Consider the following 18,384-nt stretch of genomic DNA (forward strand, 5'->3'; position numbering starts at 1 on the left):
TCAGATGCATCACGAGCACGGGGTTGAGCTTCAGCTCCGCTTCGAGCTGCGCGACCGTGGGCTCGGCCGCGAGCAGATGCAGCAGGTTCAGCAACGCCTGGCGCGGCGCGCTCGAGCGGCGCGCGCCGCCGTGCGGTTTCGCGAAGAAGTAGCCCTGGAAGCGGTCGAAACCGAGCTCGTGCGCGCGCTGATAGTCGGCCTGGGTCTCGACGCCCATGGCCACGAGAAGCTTGCCCGCCGCCTTCATCACGCTCGCGAACTTCGGCAGCACCGCGGGCGCGATCTCGCGGATATCGATCTTGATGGCGTCCACATACGGCAGCAGTTTCGCGAGCGACTCGTCCGCCTTCGACACGTGGTCGAGCGCGAAGCGATAACGACGGCGGTGCAGTTCGACGAGCCGCGCGATCAGATCCGCATCCGCGCCGATGTCCACGGGCAACTCGAGCATGACGCGCTCGGGGCTCACGCGCTGCAGACTGTCGTGAAAAAGCGCGTCGCGAGTCATGTCGAGCCACGCGGGATGGCCCGCGAGCGAGGCGCGCAAGGCGGGTGCGGCGAAGCTTTTGAGGAGCGCGGTGCTAGTGGCGGAAGGCTTGGGCGGCAGGCCCGAGGCCTGGTCTTTGGCGGCCGCTTCGGCCTCTTGTGCGATTTCGGCGCTTTCGCGCCGGTCCACGAGGCGCGGCGACGTCTCGAACGCACAGAGGAGCCCCTCCCGGTCGAGCATCGGCTGGCGCGCGAAATACACGTCGATGGGCGGGCCGGCTTGTTCCGGCGACTGCGTGCTGCCCGCGACTCCCGACATCTGCGGCCGGTCTGCGGCGTTCAAGCTCATGGGGTCCCCCGCGCGGCGCCGCGCGCATGGCGGCGCCCTGGTCTTGTTTCTTGGCATGCCGCAACCGTTTGCGCTTGGCACAGATCGCGCACCCGACGCGGCACTTTCTTGGCTCGATTTTATCCTGGCAAGTAAGGCGCGGAAATGAAGTTCTGCGCAATCCGCGGGATTTTTTTGCAGTTTTTGCAGTGCCACACGCGTCGCTTGCACCGCGTTGCCGCTCGACGCACGAACGATTTGATACGCAATCCGAAGCAAAGACGCGAAAAAAACCCGACCGGCTGGATTTCGCCCAGCCGGTCGGTCTATCGGCGGTACTGGTCGATTACTTGAGCACGACCTTCACGTCGAAATACTTCGCCGCGATGCGGTCGATCGTGCCGTCCGCTTTCAGGTCCTTGAGCGCACCGTTCAGCGCTGCCTTGAGCGCCGCGTCGTTCTTGCGCACACCGTAGCCCACGCCCTCGCCGAGCAGCTTCGCATCAACGACCTGCGGGCCCGCGAACGCGAAAGCCGCGCCCTGCGGCTTGTTCAGGAAGCCCTTGGAAGCGGCTTCGGCGTCCAGAAACGAGGCGTCGAGGCGGCCCGAAACGAGATCCGCGTAGATCTGGTCCTGCGTCGGGTACGGCACGACGTCGACGCCCGCGGGCGCCCACTTCGCTTTCGCGTAGGTCTCCTGGATCGTGCCCTGGAGCACGCCCACGTGCTTGCCCTTGAGCGACTCGGGCGTGGGCTGCAGCGTGCTGCCCTTCTTCGCGATCATCTGGTTCGGGATTGCGTAGATCGGGTCGGTGAAGTCGATGGCCTGGCGGCGCTGGTCCGTGATCGACATGTCGGAATTGATCGCGGCGAACTTGCGCGCCTGCAGCGCCGGAATCAGGCCGTCGAACGAGTTTTCCACCCACACGCACTTTGCCTTGAGCTTCGCGCAGACGGCATTGCCCACGTCGATATCGAAGCCCTGCAGTTCGCCCGCGGGCGACTTCGATTCGAACGGCGCGTACGACGCCTCCACGCCAAAGCGGACTTCCTTGATATCGGCGGCGTGTGCGGCCCCTGCCGCGCCTGCCGTCATGGCGCCCGCGCAGAATGCGAGCGTTGCCAGCTTGTTCCAGTTCGTCTTCATCAGTGTCTCTTTCCAGTCAGATTGGGTGCGTCGGCGAAACCCGTTCTTGCAGCTTCATGGTTGGATTCGCGGCTAAAAAACGGCTTGCCGGCGCCGGCACAGGATCGCTGCACCAAAAACACGGCTCAATCGCGCGCACCGTGTGTGGTGCGCCGCAACAACCGCGAGGGCGCGATTGTACCGCGACGGCGCCGGCGCCCCGCCGCGCGGGCGGCAAGCGGCGCAAGGCGCGCCCGCGCGCGGCAGAGCGACCACGCAGTGCGTTCGAACATGCAAGTGGGTGTCGTGGATGCGCAAGCGCGTGACAGCGCGTGCGCTCGCGGCTAGCGCTCAGGCGAGCGCGGCGAGCGTCTCGCGGGTCGTATCGACGACGAGCAGGCCCGCGCGCAAGCCCGGCTTCACGCCCGGATTCGGAAACACGATGCGCTCCTCGTCGTGCTGCACCACGTAGCGGTAGGCACCGTCTTCCGCCAGCACCTCGCCGCGCGCGAACGGCGTGAAGTTCGGCACGTCGGCGGCCACGTTGAGCTTGAGCGCCGCGCTCTGCTTCGTGATCTGGCCGATCACCGTGAAGATGCGCGGCATCTGCGCGCCCTTCGGCAACGACAATTCTCCCGCCACGAGACGGCGCACCGCGGCATCGGCGCCGGCGAAGCGAGCCAGGTCGTTCTGGCCGAACGGACGCACCTTGCCCAGTTCGAGCGTGCAGGCGAGCGCGCCACACGTCTCCGCCGTAAACGACGACAAGGTCGCGCCCTTCTCGGTGTGGATCAGCACAGCCGCGATGCGCGCGTCGGCGAGCCATTCGAGCATCGCGCGCGCGGGCGGCTCGCCCGTGTGCGGCAGCAGCGCGAACTGCTCGAACGCCGAAGCGCGGATCGCCGTATGCATGTCGAGGTGCCAGCGCGCGAAGGGCGCAGCCGCAGAACTCGCGGCCTTCGCGAAGAAACGCTGCGCCGCCGCTTCGAGCGCCGCGGCGCGCGGTGCCTCGCGGCTCGCCGGCACACGCGCATGGCGCCCGCCGAACAGGCGGTTGAGATCGTCGTCGAGATAACGCTCGCCGGCACGCATCGCGCCGGCATTGCCGAGCACCGTGAGCACGCGGCAGGCGAGCGGCGAGCGGCCCGCCGCGATGTCGGCCACGAGTTGCGAGAGCAATTCGATCGGCGCAGTCTCGTCGCCGTGTACGCCTGCCGAAAGCAGCACGCTGCGCGTCGTCTCGTCGATGTGTGCCGGCTCCAGCTCCACCACGCCCTCGTCGAGCCATTGCCAGCGCACGCCGCCCGCGCATTCGCCGCGCGCGGCTTGCGGCGTGGCCGGGCGCGAGCCCGCAAGCGTGTACGCGAGAAAATCCGCAAGCGGGCTATCAGCGCTGGAAGTCATAGAGCGATCCGAGGCCGAGAATCTGCGTGAGTTCGTCGAGCGCCGTGCGCGACTCGACGAGCAGCGCCGGATCGGTCAGGTCCTGCGGTGCGAGCCGGTCGCGATAATGCCGCTCGATCCAGCCGTCGAGGCGCGTGAAGAGCGCGTCGTTCATCCACACGCCGGGCGCCGTCGCCGCGCGCTCTTGCGCGCTGAGCACCACGCGCAGACGCAGGCACGCCGGGCCGCCGCCGTTCTTCATGCTCTCGCGCAGGTCGAACACGAGCACTTCATCCACCGGTCCGCTGCTCGCGACCAGTTCGTCGAGATAGATCGCCACGTGCGGATTCTCGCGGCACTCCTGCGGCACGACGAGAATCTGCGTGCCGTCCGCGCGGCTCAGCAACTGGCTGTTGAAGAGATAGGACGACACGGCGTCGCCTACACTCACGCGCGCCTCGGGCACTTCGATCACGTGGAATGGCGCGTCGTGCTCCGCGAGCTTCGTGCGCAGTTCGTCGTAGACCGCCTGCTGGTCGACGAACGCGCGCTCATGGCAAAACAGCGTGCTGCGGTTGCCCACAGCGATCACGTCGTTATGGAACACGCCTGCGTCGATCACGTCCGGATTCTGCTGCGCGAACACCGTGCCGGCATCGGTCAGGCCGTGGCGCTGCGCGATGGCGCGGCTCGCCTCGAACGTCTGCCGCGCCGGGAAGCGCTTGGGCTCCGGTCCGCGGCGGTATTCGCTGCGCCCGTACACGAAGAACTCCACGCCGCGCTCGCCGTACTGTGCGCTAAAACGCGTATGGTTGGCCGCGCCTTCGTCGCCGAGCGCGGGCGTGCCGGGCAGCGCCTCGTGCACGACGAAGTGCGACGGGTCCGCGAACACCGTGGAAAGCGTGCGGCGCGTGGACTCGTGCTCGATCGCCCGATGCAGCTTGCTGCACAGGTTAGCGGGCGTGAAGTGCACGCGCCGGTTGGGCGTATCCGCCGAAGGGCTCACCGTGGCTGCATTCGCGGTCCACATCGCCGACGCGGAGCTTGCCGCCGCGAGCAGTTCGGGCGCGTCCTTCGCGGCGCGCGCGATCGCTTCGGCATCCTTACCGCCGAAGCCCAGCTCGCGCAGCAGCCGCATGGACGGCCGCTCCTGCGGCGGCAGCACGCCTTGTGCGAAGCCGAGGTCGGCGAGCCGCTTCATCTTGCGCAAGCCCTGCTGCGCCGCGGCGCGCGGGTTCGCGACGGACTTCTCGTTACTCTGCGAGGCGACGTTGCCGAACGACAGCCCGGCGTAGTTGTGCGTGGGGCCGACGAGTCCGTCGAAGTTGGCTTCAAGGGTTTGCATCGTCGTTCCTTAGAAGTGAAGACCCGGCGAAACGCTCGCGGGCATCTGCAATTGCGCGCTTTCCACCGAGGCCATCGGGTAGGCGCAGTAGTCGGCGGCGTAGTACGCGCTCGGGCGGTGGTTGCCCGAGCGGCCCGCGCCGCCGAACGGCGCGCCGCTCGACGCACCGTTGGTCGGCCGGTTCCAGTTCACCACCCCCGCGCGGATCTCGCGCGTGAAGCGCTGCCACAGCGCTTCGTCGTCGGCGAGCAGACCCGCCGAGAGGCCGTACGCCGTATTGTTGGCCTGCGCGATGGCGTCGTCGAAACCCGCGTAGCGGGTCACCTGCGCGAGCGGCCCGAAGTGCTCCTCGTCGGGCAGATCGGCCACGCCTGTCACGTCGAGAATCGCGGGCGTCACGAAGCCGAGCGCCGGGTCGCGCTGTGTCATCGGCAGCAAGGCGCGTGCGCCGCGCTCGAGCAGTTGCGCCTGTGCACCCATCAGCCTGGCCGCCGCGCGCGCCGAAATCACGGCGCCCATGAAGGGCTGCGGCTCGGCGTCGTACTCACCCACCGTGATGCGCGAACTGACTTCGACGAAGCGCGCGAGGAAGCGCTCGCCGAATGCGTCAGCGGGTACGAGAATGCGGCGCGCGCACGTGCAGCGCTGGCCCGCCGAAAGAAAAGCCGACTGGATCGTGTGATGCACGGCGGCGTCGATATCCTCGACCGGCGCGACGACGAGCGGATTGTTGCCGCCCATCTCCAGCGCGAGCACGATCTCTGGCCGTCCGCCGAACTGGCGATGCAGCAGCGTGCCCGTATCCGAGCTGCCCGTGAAGAAGAGCCCGTCGATCTGTTTGTGATTCGCAAGCGCAATGCCGGTGTCGCGCTCGCCCTGCACGAGGTTGAGCACGCCTGCGGGCAAGCCGGCTTCGCGCCAGAGTTCGACCGTCACGCGTGCCACTTCCGGAGCAAGTTCCGATGGCTTGAACACGACCGCGTTGCCCGCGATCAGCGCCGGCACGATATGCCCGTTAGGCAAATGGCCCGGGAAGTTGTACGGCCCGAACACGGCGACGACGCCATGCGGGCGATGGCGCAGCACCGCAACGCCATCGGCCATCGGCGCGCGTTTCTCGCCGGTGCGCTCGCCGTAAGCGGTGATCGAAATCGCGATCTTCGCGGCCATCGACGCCGCTTCGGTGCGCGCTTCCCAGAGCGGCTTGCCGGTCTCGCGGCCAATGGCCTGGGCGAGCGTTTCCCTTTTTTCGGTGACGAGCGCGGCGAAGCGCTGCATGATCTCGCAGCGCGCTTCGAGCGGCGTTTGCGCCCACGCGGCGAACGCGCGGCGCGCGGCGTTCACGGCGCGATCGACGTCGTCGGCGCTCGCGGCATTGCCGCTCCACACGGTCTCGCCCGTGCCGGGGTTGCGCGAAGCGAACGCGGGGCCCGAGGCCGCGCACCATTGTCCATCGATGTAAAGCTCGTTCATGGTCATCCCTGTTTCTGCTTTGTTGCGGGGCCGAGCACGCGCACCGGATCGCCCGCCGCGACGTTCAGCGCCGCCGCTTCCGTGGCGCCCAGCGTGAACACACCGTCGTGCACGACGCCCGGCGCGAAACCCACGCGAAAATCGCCGAGCGACGTATTGGATACCAGTGAGCGCACGCCCTCTTCGGCATGCGCCTCACCGATCTCGACCGGCACGACCACGCTGTCGCGCACCGTGCGCAAGTCGACGATATGGCATTCGAGCACCGGGCCCGCGTCGAAGATATCGACGTGGTTTTCATAACGCAGCCCCTCGGCTTCGAGCATGCGGCGCGCAGGAATCGTGTCGGCATGCGTGAGACCGACGCAAGCCTGTGCTTCCTCGGGCAGCAGCTCGACGTACACCGGGTAACGCGGCATCAGCTCCGCGAGGAACGACTTGCGCCCGTGCGAGCTGAGGTAATCGGCAGCGTTGAAGTCGATTTGATAGAAGTGCGAACCGACCGCGCGCCAGAACGGCGATGTGCCTTGCGCGTCGAAATGGCCGCGCAGTTCCGCGCACAGGCGCTCGGGAAAGCGCTCGCGAAACTGCGCGATGAACATGAAGCGCGAACGCGACAGCAGGCTGCCCACCCCGCCCGTGCGATAGCGCGGCGAAAGAAAGAGCGAGCACACCTCGGCGTAGCCCGTGAGATCGTGCGAGATATTGAGCGCGCGCATGCGCGTCCAGATGCCGAGCTCCTGGCTTGCGTGCACCACCGTGCTCACGCGGTAGTTGTAGAACGGCTGCTCCAGGCCCACGGCCGTCTCGATGCCGCAAACGCCGGCCACGTCGCCCGTGGCCGTGTCTTCCATCACGAAGAAGTAGCCGGCTTCGCGCGGCGCGGCTTCGCCTGCGAGCGTGCGCCGCGCGCGCTCGATGCGCGCCTTGAGCGCCTCGCGGTCGGGCTTGAAGGTGGTGAGGCCGGGCCCCGTTTCCTGGGCGAGCGCGACGAGCGCGTCCACGTCGCCCGTTTGCACGACGCGTACCACGATCATTGTGCATCTCCCATATAAGCATCCTCAGTTTGCGGGGTGGCGCGATACAGCGGCGCGCAGCGCACCGGCTCGCCGTCCTGCACGCCGAGCACGGCGCGCGCGCTCGCGTCGAGCGGCGCGATGATGCCCGCGCCCTTCTCGCTTTCGGGCAGCGTCGCGAGCACGCAGCGGAACTCGCCCGCGCGCTGGCTCGCGACCAGATACGCCGCGCCTTCCAGGTTCGTAGCGGCCGCCGCTTCACGCACCGTGCGCGTCTCGTTGCCGGCGACCGAGGCCGTGCGGTCCACCTGCGCGGTCAGCACCGGGCCCGCATCGAAAATATCGACGTAACGATCCGGCTCGAAGCCCTCTTCCAGATGGATCTCGTAAGCGAGCAAGGCGCTCGGATCGGGCTCGCCGAGCACACGCTGCGCCGGCTCCGGCAGCAGCGGCACATAGAGCGGATAAGCCGGCATGACCTCGGCGATGAAGGTGCGGCTGCGTCCGCCCGAGGCCAGTTCGATGTCCTTGAAGTCGCGCCCGAAGAACTTGCGCCCCACGGCTTCCCAAAAGGGCGAGGCGCCCGTCTCGTCGGTCACGCCGAGCAGCAGCGAGAACACTTCGGGCGTGAAGCGCCGGCGGTTCATCGCGACGTACATCATGCGTGCGCGCGACATGAGATGCGCGGCCGCGTCGCCGCGCAGCGTCGGCTCGATGTAGAAGCCCGCGAGGCGGCTCTTGCCCGTGAGTTCGTGCGACATCGTGAGCGCGTGAATCTTGCGGTTCACGTGCAGCTCGCGCGACGCATGAATGAGCGCGTCGTTGCGAAACGCGTAGAACGGCTCGGCGTAGCCGGCCGCCGCCACGATGCTCGAGGTGCCGACGAGCCGCCCGGTGGCGGTGTCTTCGAGCACGAACAGATAGAACTCCTCACCGGGGAAGTCCACGTCCGCGCGAAATGAATCCTCGGAAAGCGCGATGCGCGCTTCGAGCGCCGCGCGGTCGTGCGGCAGCGAATGCAGCACCGGCTGCGCGGTACGCGCCATGTGGGCGATCGCGTCGAGATCGGAAAGCCTGGCGGGGCGAACGAATAGCATCGTCGGTCCTGTGTGTGCGCTGGGTTGCGGCTGGGTTGCGATTTAGCGTGCGCCGATCACATCTGCGCAGGCCTGCTCGAAGCGCGCAAAGCCTTCGTCGAGGTCCGCTTCGGGAATGATGAGCGAGGGCGCGAAGCGCAGCACGTCCGGCCCGGCAATCAGCATCATCACGCCGCGATTCGCGGCCGCCCCGTTGAAGTCCTTGGCGCGGCCCGCAAAGCGCGCATTCAGTTCGGCGCCGATCAAGAGCCCCTTGCCGCGCACTTCCTTGAACATGTCGAAACGCTCGTTGAGTTTCGCGAGCTTGCCGCGAATCGCTTCGCCGCGTGCACGCACGCCCGCCAGCAGCGCCGGATCGCTCACGAGCTCGACCACCTTGCCCGCGAGCGCGGCGCCCAGCGGATTGCCGCCATAGGTCGTGCCGTGCACCCCCACCTTGAAGTGGGCGGCAATCGCTTCGGTCGTGAGCATCGCGCCAATCGGGAAGCCGTTGCCGAGCGCCTTGGCCGTCGTGAGGATGTCGGGCGTGACGCCCGTCTCTTCGTAGGCATAGAAGTGGCCCGTGCGGCCCACGCCCGTTTGCACTTCGTCGAAAATCAACAGCGCGCCGTGCGCATCGCACGCCTCGCGCAGCGCGCGCAGGAACGCGGGATCGGCGGGAATCACACCGCCCTCGCCCTGCACCGGCTCGACGATCACGGCGCAGGTCTGCGCGCCGATGGCGCGCGTGGCCGCTTCGATGTCGTTGTACGGCAGATGCGTGATGCCGCCCGGCACGGGGCCAAAGCCTTCCGAATACTTGGGCTGGCCGCCCACGCTCACGGTGAAGAACGTGCGGCCGTGGAACGACTGCGTGAACGAGACGATCTCGAACTTGTCGGCGCCGTGCCGATCGAAGGCCACGCGGCGTGCGAGCTTGAGCGCCGCCTCATTGGCCTCCGCGCCCGAGTTCGCGAAAAACGCGCGGTCGGCGAACGTGAGCGCTTCGAGCTGGCGCGCGAGACGCAGCACCGGCTCGTTGGTGTAGCCGTTGCCGATGTGCCAGAGCTTGCTGCCTTGCTCCTGCAGCACGCGCAGCAGCTCCGGATGCGCGTGGCCGAGCGAGGTCACGGCAATGCCGCAGGCGAAGTCGATGTAATCGCGGCCCTCGGTGTCCCACACGCGCGAGCCGACACCGCGATCCGGCACGAACGGCGCGGGCGAGAAACACGGCACCATCACTTCGTCGAAGGTCTTGCGGCTCACAGTCTGGTCGTTCATGGCGATTCCTCTATTACTCAGTGCGTGTCGAATTCGGGGTCGGTGTGCGTTCGGGCCGCGCCCTTTCGCTTAGTTGGCTTTGCATGAGACGGGACCAAGCGCTCAAGCGCCAGGTCCCGTCGACACCTGTGCAGTGTAGGCAAGCTCGCGGCAAACGTCTTGCGCAGGCGCGACGCGTTTTTTCGTACGGAACCTGCAAGTCCGCGCGTTTGCTGCGCCGCGGCCAGTTTCACTGGACTTCCGGGCGCTCCACGAGCGCGCCCGCGCGCGGCACGGCGGCGGCTCCGCCGTGCTGGCGCTCGATCCAGTTGCGGCGATCCTCGCGCGGCGTCACGCCGAAACGCTCGCGATACGCATTCGAAAAATGCGCAGCCGACGAAAACCCGCACGCGAGACTGATCTGCACCACCGACTTGCTGGTGCGCTGCAACTGCGAGCGCGCCTTGGCAAGACGCAGGCCCAGGTAGTACTTCGACGGCATCGCGCCGAGGTACTGGCGAAAGAGCCGTTCGAGCTGACGACGCGACACACCCACGAGATTCGCGATCTCGTCGGTCGTGAGCGGGTCCTCGATATTCGCCTCCATCAGCTTGAGCGCGTCGTTCAGGCGCGGGTGCCGCTCGCCGGGCGCGGTCACGAACGGAATGCGCTGGCGCTCGTCGCCGCTGCGCAGCGTGCTCGCGCCCAGCGCGTCGGCGATGCGCTCGGCGAGTTCCGGGCCATGGTCGCGGCCGATCATCGCGAGCATGAAGTCGAGCGTGGCCTGGCCGCCCGAGCAGGTCGCGCGGTCGCGGTCGATTTCGTAGATGTGCTGCGTGACGATGGTGCGCTCGAACTGCTCGGCGAACTGCTGGAAGGTCTCCCAGTTCGCGGCCACGCGGTAGCCCTGCAACTGTCCCGCCATCGCGAGCCACCAGATGCCATGGTGAATGCCCGTGACGAGCGGCGTGCGCTGCCCCACGCGCGCGAGACTCGCGAGGAAGAGCCGGTAGTCGGCGAACTGCTGGTAGCGCTCGGTCACGACGATGAGCCAGTCGGCCGAAACGGCGTCGCCGAACGCGCAGTCGGCGGGCCACTGCGCGCCGCCCGCGAGCGGCACAGGCCGGCCGTTCCATGAGCACATCTGCCAGCGGTACAGCGCGCGGCCGTCGATCTCGTTCGCGAGATTGAGCGCGTCGACGATCGGGCCCACGCCCGACATCGAAACGGGCGGGAGCGCGACGATCGCCACCTGGGTCGTGCGGCCGGCGCGCGCGAGCGGCGCCTGGCCCCCGGGCGCGGCGGCCGGAACTGAAGCGGGAGGAAGAGCGGCGGAACGGACCATCGGCAAGACGCGGCGCGAGACTGAACGCGCCGCTTACTTGAGACTGCCGGAGAGGAACTGGCGCAGACGATCGCTCTTCGGCGCGCCGAGCACATCGGCGGGCGCGCCCTCCTCCTCCGTGCGCCCCTGGTGCAGGAACATCACATGATTCGAGACGTTGCGCGCAAAGCCCATTTCGTGGGTGACGACGATCATCGTGCGGCCCTCTTCGGCGAGCTTTTGCATCACCTTGAGCACTTCGCCCACGAGTTCGGGGTCGAGCGCCGAAGTCGGTTCGTCGAACAGCATCACGTCGGGATGCATCGCGAGCGCGCGCGCAATCGCCACGCGCTGCTGCTGGCCGCCCGAAAGATGCGACGGATATTGCTTCTCCACGCGGGGCGCGAGGCCCACTTTCTCCAGATACTGCCGCGCGCGGTCCTCGGCTTCCTTGCGCGGCACGCCCAGCACGTGGATAGGCGCTTCCATCACGTTCTCGAGCACGTTCATGTGCGACCAGAGGTTGAAGTGCTGGAACACCATCGCGAGCTTGGTGCGGATGCGCTGCAACTGCTTGTGATCGGCCACGTCGAGGTCGCCGTTGCGGCCCGCCTTCGTGCGCACGGCCTCGCCGTCCACGACGATCTCGCCCGCGTTCGGCTTCTCGAGGAAATTGATGCAGCGCAGGAAGGTGCTCTTGCCCGAGCCGCTCGCGCCGATGATGCTGATCACGTCGCCCTTCTTCGCGTCGAGCGAGACGCCCTTGAGCACCTCGTTGTCGCCGTAGCGCTTGTGGATGTCGCGCGCGACGAGCTTGCTATCTGAGGATTGCGTCTGAGCCAAGATGGTCTCCAGTTTCCGGTGAATCAGCGGGTGCGCACGGCGAGATGGCCGAGCCAGCGTTTTTCGGCGCGGCGGAACGCGGCCACCAGCACGAACGATACCGCACAGTAGATCAGCGCCGCGAGGCCGAACGACTCGAACGAGCGGTAGGTGGCCGAGTTGGCGTCGCGCGCGACCTTGAGGATGTCGGGCACCGTCGCGGTGAAGGCCACCGTGGTCGCGTGCAGCATCAGGATCACTTCGTTACTGTACAGCGGCAGTGCGCGGCGCAGCGCCGAAGGCAGAATCACGCGCCAGTACATCGTGAACGGGCTCATGCCGTAGGCGCGAGCCGCTTCCACTTCGCCGTGGGTGGTCGCGCGAATCGCACCCGCGAAAATCTCCGTCGTATACGCGCAAGTGTTGAGCGCGAAGGCGAGCACCGCGCAATTCAGGCCGCTGCGAAAGAACGCGTCGAGCAGCGGCTCCGAACGGATGAATGCGAGACTGTACACGCCCGTGTAGATGAGCAGCAACTGCACGTAGAGCGGCGTGCCGCGAAACACGTAGGTGTAGAAGCGCACCGGCAGCGAGAGCCAGCGGCGGCTCGAGACGCGCGCCACGGCGAGCGGCACCGCGCACACGAACCCGAAGGCGACGGAGATCACGAGCAGCCACAGCGTCATCGCGAGGCCCGAGACATGCTCGCCGTCCCAGTAGAGGAACGCGCGGCCGAATTGCTGGATGATTTCGTTCATGACGGCCTTGTCCTCACAGTTGCGCGTGACGCACGCCCACCGAATAGCGGCGTTCGAGCCAGACGAGCGCGAAGTTCGAGAGCGTGGTGATCGCAAGGTAGATGAGCGCCGCGATCACGAGGAAGAAGAACAGGTTGAAGGTGCTGCGGCCCGCGTCCTGGGCGGCCTTCACGACATCGGCGAGACCGATGATCGAGACGAGCGCCGTTGCCTTCACGAGCACCTGCCAGTTGTTGCCGATGCCGGGCAGCGCGAAACGCATCATCTGCGGGAAGAGGATGCGGGCGAACACGCGCGCGCCGCTCATGCCGTAGGCGTGCCCCGCTTCGAGCTGGCCGCGCGGCACTGCGAGAAACGCGCCGCGGAACGTTTCGGTGAAGTACGCGCCGTAAATGAAGCCGAGCGTGACGACGCCGGCCACGAACGGATCGATATCGATCTGCGCCATGCCGAGCGCGTCGGTGGCCTCGTTCACGCCGATCTGGATGCTGTAGAAGAGCAGCAGCATCAGCACGAGGTCGGGCACCGAGCGGATCAGCGTCGTGTACGCGGTCGCCACGGCGGCGAGCGGCCGGTTGAACGAGAGCTTGGCCGCCGCGCCAGCCAGACCGAGCAGCACGGCCACGCCGAGCGAGAGGAGCGAAAGTTCGATGGTCTGGATCGTGCCGGCGAGCAGCACCGGGCCAAAGCCGTAAAGGATCACGCGCGTCTCCGGAACAAAGTTGTTTTGTCGTTTCGGGCGGCCTCGCGCGGCACGTGGGCGCCGCTGAAACCGATGAACTGGCGCGGATCGTCTCAGTGCAAAATGGATTGCTCAAACTCGTGCGGCGCGGATATTGCAGTGCAGCATTGCCGCGCGACGCGTCGGCGCGTGCGGATCAGGCCCGCACAGCCGCGGGCGCGATGCTTTTGAAAGGCGAAAAAAAATGCCCCGGCACGCGAGGCGCGCGGGGCATTTACGCAAGTTTGGGGTCGCTTTTTCGATAGGCGCGCGATGTGCGCGCTGCGGCCCCGGCGGAGCTTATGCGGCGCGCGTTTGCGTGCCGCGTGCGCTGCCGGTACGGGCGTTCGCGCCGAGCAGCTTTTCGGCGAGCGCGCCGAAAAGCAGACCGATCGTCGTCCAGAGAATGAACTGCATGCCGATCGACACCGTGCGGAACTTCCACAGCAGCACGGCCGGGAACGCGGCGGGCACCTCGTTGATCGTCGGCAACGCGAGCTGGATCGCGCCGATCACGACGACGAACAGCACGAGCGCCACGATCGAAGCGTTCCAGAGGCCAAGGCGCGGCACGAACGCGGCGCGCACCTTGAGCGAGAACACCGACACGGCGATCGAGATCGCGATCATCAGGAAAAAGAGCCCGGTGCGATAGCCGATCGTCTCCGGGTCGCCGACCGAGGGCGGATTCGCCGGATACTTGATGTTCGGCACCAGGTAGATCGCGACGAAGGCGGCGAGCGCGAGCCAGGCCGAGAGCGCGCGCGGCGAAAGACGCCCCACGCGACCATTGGCATACGCGAAGACGAGCGCAAAGAGTCCGCCGATCGACGCGCCATAGACCATCACGCCCGTGAAGAGACCGACGCTCGCCTGGGTCTTGCGGCTGACGATTTCGGGCTCGGGCGCTTCGCCCTTCGCGGCGTCGGCTTTCTCCTCGAAGGAGATCGCCTGATCGACCTGGGGCTCGCCTGCGATCTTCGCGAAGCCGAACGTGAGAAGTCCCGCGGCGATGCCTGCGAGCATGCCGCGCACCAGCAACTTGCCAACCATGGTCAGCTCCCGGTCAGTGGCAGGGGAAGCCGAGCAGATGGCGGCCGTCGTGAACGAACTCGTGGACGTACATGCCCGGGAAGATCGACGTGGCGCCCTGCTCGGCGCCCACGAAGTACAGGGCCAGCAGCAGCATCAGGCCGCCGAAGATCGCCCAGGGCAGGATGTCTCGCAGCGCAATGGGCGCCGGCGCGGCCGGGGCGTGCTGCAAGGGGAATGAGGTTTCGGACATGCTGACTTCTCCTGGGGTTACGCGCCCCGCTAGTCGTTGAAAGAGTGGTTCACGACGCGCAGGTCTGACTTCCGTTGCTTCGATGTTTTCGACGGCAACCAGTTACAGTGGCGCGACCGCGCCGGACTTGCACCGGCTTCCGCGTGTCGTGGAGCCCGTATTCTACGCGCTGCGGCGGCCGGCCGCGGCCCGGATGTCAGCCAAAGAGTAGTGAAGCATAAGGAAAAGCATGTCGACGACAGTCTGGCTGGTGAGCCATGCGGCGAACGCTGCTCTGCGCTCGGGCACGTTCCCGCACGTGCCTGAAGTGCCTGTTGCGGGTGAAGACGCCGAAGCAGCGCTCGACGCGCGCGTACTCGAGGCGCTTGCCGCCTGGCGCGAGCGCTGGCACGCGGGGCTGGCCGGTGGTAATCGCAATGGCGAGGTGCCGCGTGCGCTCACGAGTCCCGCCGCGATCGCCCGCGCGAGCGCACGCGCGGCAGGCTTCGCGGGGGCAACGCCAGCTGAAGCGCTCGCCGAAACCGCCTTCGGCGCGTGGCAAGGTCAGCGCCTGACGGATCTCGCGCGTGAAGCGCCCGAGGCCCTAGCGGCCTGGACGCGCGATCCGGGCTTTCGGCCGCCAGGCGGCGGCGAATCGTTCGACGATGTCCGCACGCGCGTCAGCGCCTGGCTCGATGCGGTGCCCGACTCGGGGCACAACGTGGTCGCCTTCACGCACGCGAGCGTGATCCGGGCGGCGATTCTTCACGCGCTGGGCGCGCCGTCGGCGGGGTTTCGCTCGATCGAAATCGCGCCGCTTTCCGTGACGGCCCTACGCCGCACAGAGCACGGCTGGGTTTGGCTCGCGGCGATGAAGTGAGGACCGGAACGGCGCTACCGCCCTGCCCTCGCCGTCGCCGGCATTCTGGATCGGTAGCCAGAAGCGCTCTAGTCCAGCCCCAGCTGTGCCTTGATGGCCGGCATCATGTACTGCACGGCTGCGCGCCCTTCCTCGATGGCGGGCGCGGCGCGATGAAAGTCGAAGATCCCCATGCCGCCCAGGCGCGGCTGGATCAGCACGTCGGCGGGCTCCCCTGCCAGGCGGCTGCGCGTAATGCGCACCTGCATGATGTCGATGCTCTGGGCCACCGAACTCAACACGGAAGGCGCACGCGTGCTAGGCGGCGGCGCCACGCGCACGTCCGGACCGCCAGCCGCGCCGGGGCCTGCAGGCTGCAGCCAGCGCGGAAAGCGCTTGCCATTGCGGCGCAGGAGCGGTTCGGGCCCCGCTTCGCTGTTTTCGGCACCATTGGCGCCGCCGCTGGCCGCCACGGCGGCCGATGCCGCCGTCGCCGCGTCGCTCGCCTCCACGGGCAGCTCGCGCGGCATCGTGTCGATCGCACCGCCCAGGTCGCGGCCGTTGAGAATGTCGTGATTGAGGTCGATGGCGATCACGGTGTCGGCGCGCATCGCACGCGCGGCGGATACCGGCACGGGGTTGCTCAGTCCGCCGTCCACGAGCCACACGCCGTCATGCCAGATCGGCGTGAAGATGCCGGGAATCGCGATCGAAGCGCGCACGGCGTCCACCACGCCGCCTTCGCGCAGCCAGACTTCGCGTCCCGTGTCGAGTTCGGTAGCAACCGCCGTGAACGGCAGCCTCAGGTCATCGATCGAGCGGCCGTTGAACTGGTGCGCAAACAGGTCGATCACTTTGCGCCCGCCGAGCAGCCCGCCCGAAAAACGCAAGTCGAGCAGGCGCACCACGGTCTGCCAGGTCAGCTTGCCTACCCAGTCTTCAAGCCAGTCGAGATCGCCGTTCGCGTACACCGCGCCGACGAGCGCGCCAATCGACGTACCGCATACCACGTCGGGCTTGATGCCCGCTTCCTCGAGCGCGCGAATCGCGCCGATATGCGCCCAGCCGCGCGCAGCTCCACCGCCGAGCACGAGTCCGACACGCTTGGGCCGTCGCCGGTTCATCATGCGCGCCTCCTTGCGTGGCCCTGGGTCGACTGAGTCAACGCAGTCAGCGACCGCGGATCACGTCCGAGCGCGAGGTCGTCGTGACCCGCCCGTCCGGTCCGAAATGCACATTGAAATACGCTTCGGGAGTCACGCCCCCTTCCAGCCACTTCCAGCTCCACACCGTCTCCTTCTTCAAGCGGTAGCCGGCCACTTGCCCGGGTTTACCGAGCAATCGCCGGACCTCGTCCTCACTCATGCCGACGCGGATCTTCGCGAAGTTTTCCGCAGTAAGCGCCTGAGTAATGGCCACGAGCCGCCCGTTCGGACCGATGTCGACCATCCAGGTCTTGAGGCCCTGCGGGCCGCGCGGATATTCGAGGCGGCGCGAGCCGTCGTCGAACACGCGCTCGGTCTCGGGCTTGCCCATTTGCTCGCGCACCTGCTCGAGCGTGGAAACGCCTGGCGTGAGGCCCTTGAGCAGCAGCGCGTCGGGCTTCACGGAATCGAAGAACGCCTTGAATCCCTGCCGGATGGTATCGAGCATGGCATCGAACTGACGATCGTCGCAGCCGGAAAGCGTGAACGCCGCCGTGGCGGCGCACGCGAGCGCGAGCGAACGCGTGAGTGAAAACGTGGGCTTCATGTCCTTGCTAACGCATCAACATGGACTTGCGTCTACGCGCGCCGATCCGGCGCGCATCGACATGCCCACAATGTACCGTCAATGGACCTGATCGTGCTGCGAGTCCCGCTTCGGGGTCGGCGCGCGTGCGGACACGCTCGCCGCGGCGGGCAGCGCGTCAGCAGTCTGCGCGGCGGGCTGCGCGCCGTGGCGCATGGTGCGACGCGTGCGAACGATTTCCGCAGCCTGCCACGAGAGCAGCGCGAGCACGCCGAACACCACTTCGCGCATGCGCTTGACGAGCGCGAGCGAGAACGCCACGTCCTGGCTCACGCCAAACAGCTGCGCGAGCAGCACCACGGCGACTTCCTGCACGCCGAGCCCGGCGGGCACCATGAAGGCGGCATGACGCACGGCCTGGGTGATGGCTTCGATGGCGAGTGCATCGCCCACCGTCACCGGATGGCCGAGCAGCGCGAGCGCCCACCACGTCTCGAACGCGCCGAGCATGTAGCCGGCGAGCTGCCAGAAGAAAGCGCGAAACATGAGGCCCGTGCGCGACATCAGCGCGTCGAGATCGGCGTCGAGCTGCTTGCCGTCGATGCCGAGCATGAGCGGATTGTCGGCGCCGAGCAGCTTCGCGGCCCAGCGTTCGATCGCATGGAAAACGCCGCCGCGACGCACCAGCAACACGGCGAGCACGGGCAGCGGCGCCGTGAGCACGAGCGCCAGTGCGATCGTGGCGATGGTGCGCAGCGAGCCGCCGGCGCCGGTCGCCGCAACGATCAGCACGACGCCGAGCGCCGAGAACGCGTATTGCACGGCAATCGTCACGAACACCTCGACGATCACCGAAGCCGTGACCTCGCTCGCATTGCGCACCTTCCAGCGCGCGAGACGAATGCCGACGAGTTCGCCGCCCACGCCGACCACGGGCAGCAGCCGGTTCACTGCCTCGCGTACGGTCGCGGTCCACCAGAGGAAGCTCAGCGGTGCGCGCTTGTCGAGCAGGAGGCGCCACGCATGCGCGTCGAGCAGGAGCGGCAGCGCGTGGAACGGCACGAGCCAGAGCAGCATGGGGCCTGCGGTGCCGATCACGCGCAGCACATCGTGCGCGCCGTTATGGACGACGAGACCGATCAGGATGGCGATCCCGGCGGGCAAGCCCAGCCATTGCAGCCACTTCATGACACCTGCACCTCGGGGCCGCGCGACGCAGCGGGATCGGAGCCCGAAGCCGCGCCGAAAAACACGTCGGTGAAGCCGCCCCGGCGCACGCCCGCTTGCGCGAGCGCTGCAGCCACGCGAGGCGAAATGAGCGCGCCGAATTCGTCGGCGTGGCGATACGTCTGCATCGACGGCGTGATGGGCCCTTCGTGCGCATCATCGGCGAGCGCCGGGTGGCAGTAGAT

At 67.5% G+C, this 18,384-nt stretch carries 18 protein-coding genes, 1 pseudogene and 1 riboswitch; of the genes and pseudogenes, 1 reads left to right on the top strand and 18 read right to left on the bottom strand.

Annotated features, from left to right (window positions below; translation table 11 throughout):
- From AB4Y43_RS38940 to AB4Y43_RS39005, 14 genes are all read right to left on the bottom strand, one after another.
- Positions 1–835 (bottom strand): EAL domain-containing protein (locus tag AB4Y43_RS38940; protein WP_368730173.1); only part of this gene is annotated, 835 nt, incomplete at its 3' end.
- Between the two features lie 325 nt (positions 836–1,160).
- Positions 1,161–1,961 (bottom strand): ABC transporter substrate-binding protein, encoded by an 801-nt coding sequence (locus AB4Y43_RS38945; RefSeq protein WP_069267907.1) that lies wholly within the window; start codon positions 1,959–1,961, stop codon positions 1,161–1,163.
- Positions 1,962–2,291: 330 nt separating this feature from the next.
- Positions 2,292–3,344: a succinylglutamate desuccinylase gene (gene astE, locus AB4Y43_RS38950; RefSeq protein WP_368683991.1), complete on the bottom strand. Its 1,053-nt coding sequence runs from the start codon at positions 3,342–3,344 to the stop codon at positions 2,292–2,294.
- Positions 3,328–4,668, bottom strand: coding sequence for an N-succinylarginine dihydrolase (gene astB, locus AB4Y43_RS38955; RefSeq protein ID WP_368730174.1), 1,341 nt, complete (start codon positions 4,666–4,668; stop codon positions 3,328–3,330). Before astB ends, astE begins: the two co-directional genes overlap by 17 nt.
- A gap of 9 nt (positions 4,669–4,677) precedes the next feature.
- The gene (gene astD, locus AB4Y43_RS38960) at positions 4,678–6,141 is read right to left on the bottom strand and encodes a succinylglutamate-semialdehyde dehydrogenase (RefSeq protein ID WP_368730175.1); all 1,464 of its coding nucleotides are present in this window, start codon (positions 6,139–6,141) and stop codon (positions 4,678–4,680) included.
- 2 nt (positions 6,142–6,143) lie between these two features.
- Positions 6,144–7,178: an arginine N-succinyltransferase gene (gene astA / locus AB4Y43_RS38965; RefSeq protein ID WP_368606961.1), complete on the bottom strand. Its 1,035-nt coding sequence runs from the start codon at positions 7,176–7,178 to the stop codon at positions 6,144–6,146.
- Positions 7,175–8,254 carry an arginine/ornithine succinyltransferase subunit alpha gene (gene aruF / locus AB4Y43_RS38970; protein ID WP_368616120.1) on the bottom strand — a complete coding sequence of 360 codons (1,080 nt, stop codon included), beginning with the start codon at positions 8,252–8,254 and terminating at the stop codon, positions 7,175–7,177. The genes astA and aruF overlap by 4 nt, the downstream gene beginning before the upstream one ends.
- Before the next feature lie 42 nt (positions 8,255–8,296).
- On the bottom strand, positions 8,297–9,514 hold the full coding sequence (locus AB4Y43_RS38975; RefSeq protein ID WP_342945573.1) for an aspartate aminotransferase family protein: 1,218 nt from the start codon (positions 9,512–9,514) through the stop codon (positions 8,297–8,299).
- Positions 9,515–9,743: 229 nt separating this feature from the next.
- Positions 9,744–10,715 carry a GlxA family transcriptional regulator gene (locus AB4Y43_RS38980; RefSeq protein ID WP_368730177.1) on the bottom strand — a complete coding sequence of 324 codons (972 nt, stop codon included), beginning with the start codon at positions 10,713–10,715 and terminating at the stop codon, positions 9,744–9,746.
- Between the two features lie 156 nt (positions 10,716–10,871).
- The gene (locus AB4Y43_RS38985) at positions 10,872–11,660 is read right to left on the bottom strand and encodes an ABC transporter ATP-binding protein (RefSeq protein ID WP_141710848.1); all 789 of its coding nucleotides are present in this window, start codon (positions 11,658–11,660) and stop codon (positions 10,872–10,874) included.
- 23 nt (positions 11,661–11,683) lie between these two features.
- Positions 11,684–12,397, bottom strand: a complete 714-nt coding sequence (locus AB4Y43_RS38990) for an ABC transporter permease (protein ID WP_069267915.1) — start codon at positions 12,395–12,397, stop codon at positions 11,684–11,686.
- 13 nt (positions 12,398–12,410) lie between these two features.
- On the bottom strand, positions 12,411–13,100 hold the full coding sequence (locus tag AB4Y43_RS38995) for an ABC transporter permease (protein WP_028204762.1): 690 nt from the start codon (positions 13,098–13,100) through the stop codon (positions 12,411–12,413).
- A 318-nt stretch (positions 13,101–13,418) separates the two neighbouring features.
- On the bottom strand, positions 13,419–14,171 hold the full coding sequence (locus tag AB4Y43_RS39000; RefSeq protein ID WP_069267917.1) for a CbtA family protein: 753 nt from the start codon (positions 14,169–14,171) through the stop codon (positions 13,419–13,421).
- Positions 14,172–14,184: 13 nt separating this feature from the next.
- Positions 14,185–14,403, bottom strand: a complete 219-nt coding sequence (locus AB4Y43_RS39005; protein ID WP_069267918.1) for a CbtB domain-containing protein — start codon at positions 14,401–14,403, stop codon at positions 14,185–14,187.
- Between the two features lie 39 nt (positions 14,404–14,442).
- Positions 14,443–14,588, bottom strand: a riboswitch (cobalamin riboswitch).
- A 44-nt stretch (positions 14,589–14,632) separates the two neighbouring features.
- On the opposite strand from AB4Y43_RS39005, the gene AB4Y43_RS39010 reads away from it, so the two are divergent.
- Positions 14,633–15,262: a histidine phosphatase family protein gene (locus AB4Y43_RS39010; RefSeq protein ID WP_368730176.1), complete on the top strand. Its 630-nt coding sequence runs from the start codon at positions 14,633–14,635 to the stop codon at positions 15,260–15,262.
- 68 nt (positions 15,263–15,330) lie between these two features.
- On the opposite strand, the gene AB4Y43_RS39015 is transcribed toward AB4Y43_RS39010, so the two are convergent.
- The 4 genes and pseudogenes from AB4Y43_RS39015 to AB4Y43_RS39030 form a co-directional block, all read right to left on the bottom strand.
- Entirely contained in the window at positions 15,331–16,368 is a 1,038-nt protein-coding gene (locus AB4Y43_RS39015) for a patatin-like phospholipase family protein (protein ID WP_069267920.1), read from the bottom strand.
- 43 nt (positions 16,369–16,411) lie between these two features.
- Positions 16,412–16,993: a hypothetical protein gene (locus AB4Y43_RS39020; protein ID WP_028204757.1), complete on the bottom strand. Its 582-nt coding sequence runs from the start codon at positions 16,991–16,993 to the stop codon at positions 16,412–16,414.
- 78 nt (positions 16,994–17,071) lie between these two features.
- Positions 17,072–18,160 (bottom strand): lysylphosphatidylglycerol synthase domain-containing protein, encoded by a 1,089-nt coding sequence (locus AB4Y43_RS39025; RefSeq protein ID WP_069267921.1) that lies wholly within the window; start codon positions 18,158–18,160, stop codon positions 17,072–17,074.
- Positions 18,157–18,384 (bottom strand): annotated as a pseudogene (locus AB4Y43_RS39030) (hypothetical protein); the annotation flags it as partial. The gene AB4Y43_RS39025 and the pseudogene AB4Y43_RS39030, both read right to left, overlap by 4 nt.

This window comes from Paraburkholderia sp. BR10872 (assembly GCF_040965835.1).
Classification (GTDB): domain Bacteria; phylum Pseudomonadota; class Gammaproteobacteria; order Burkholderiales; family Burkholderiaceae; genus Paraburkholderia; species Paraburkholderia nodosa_A.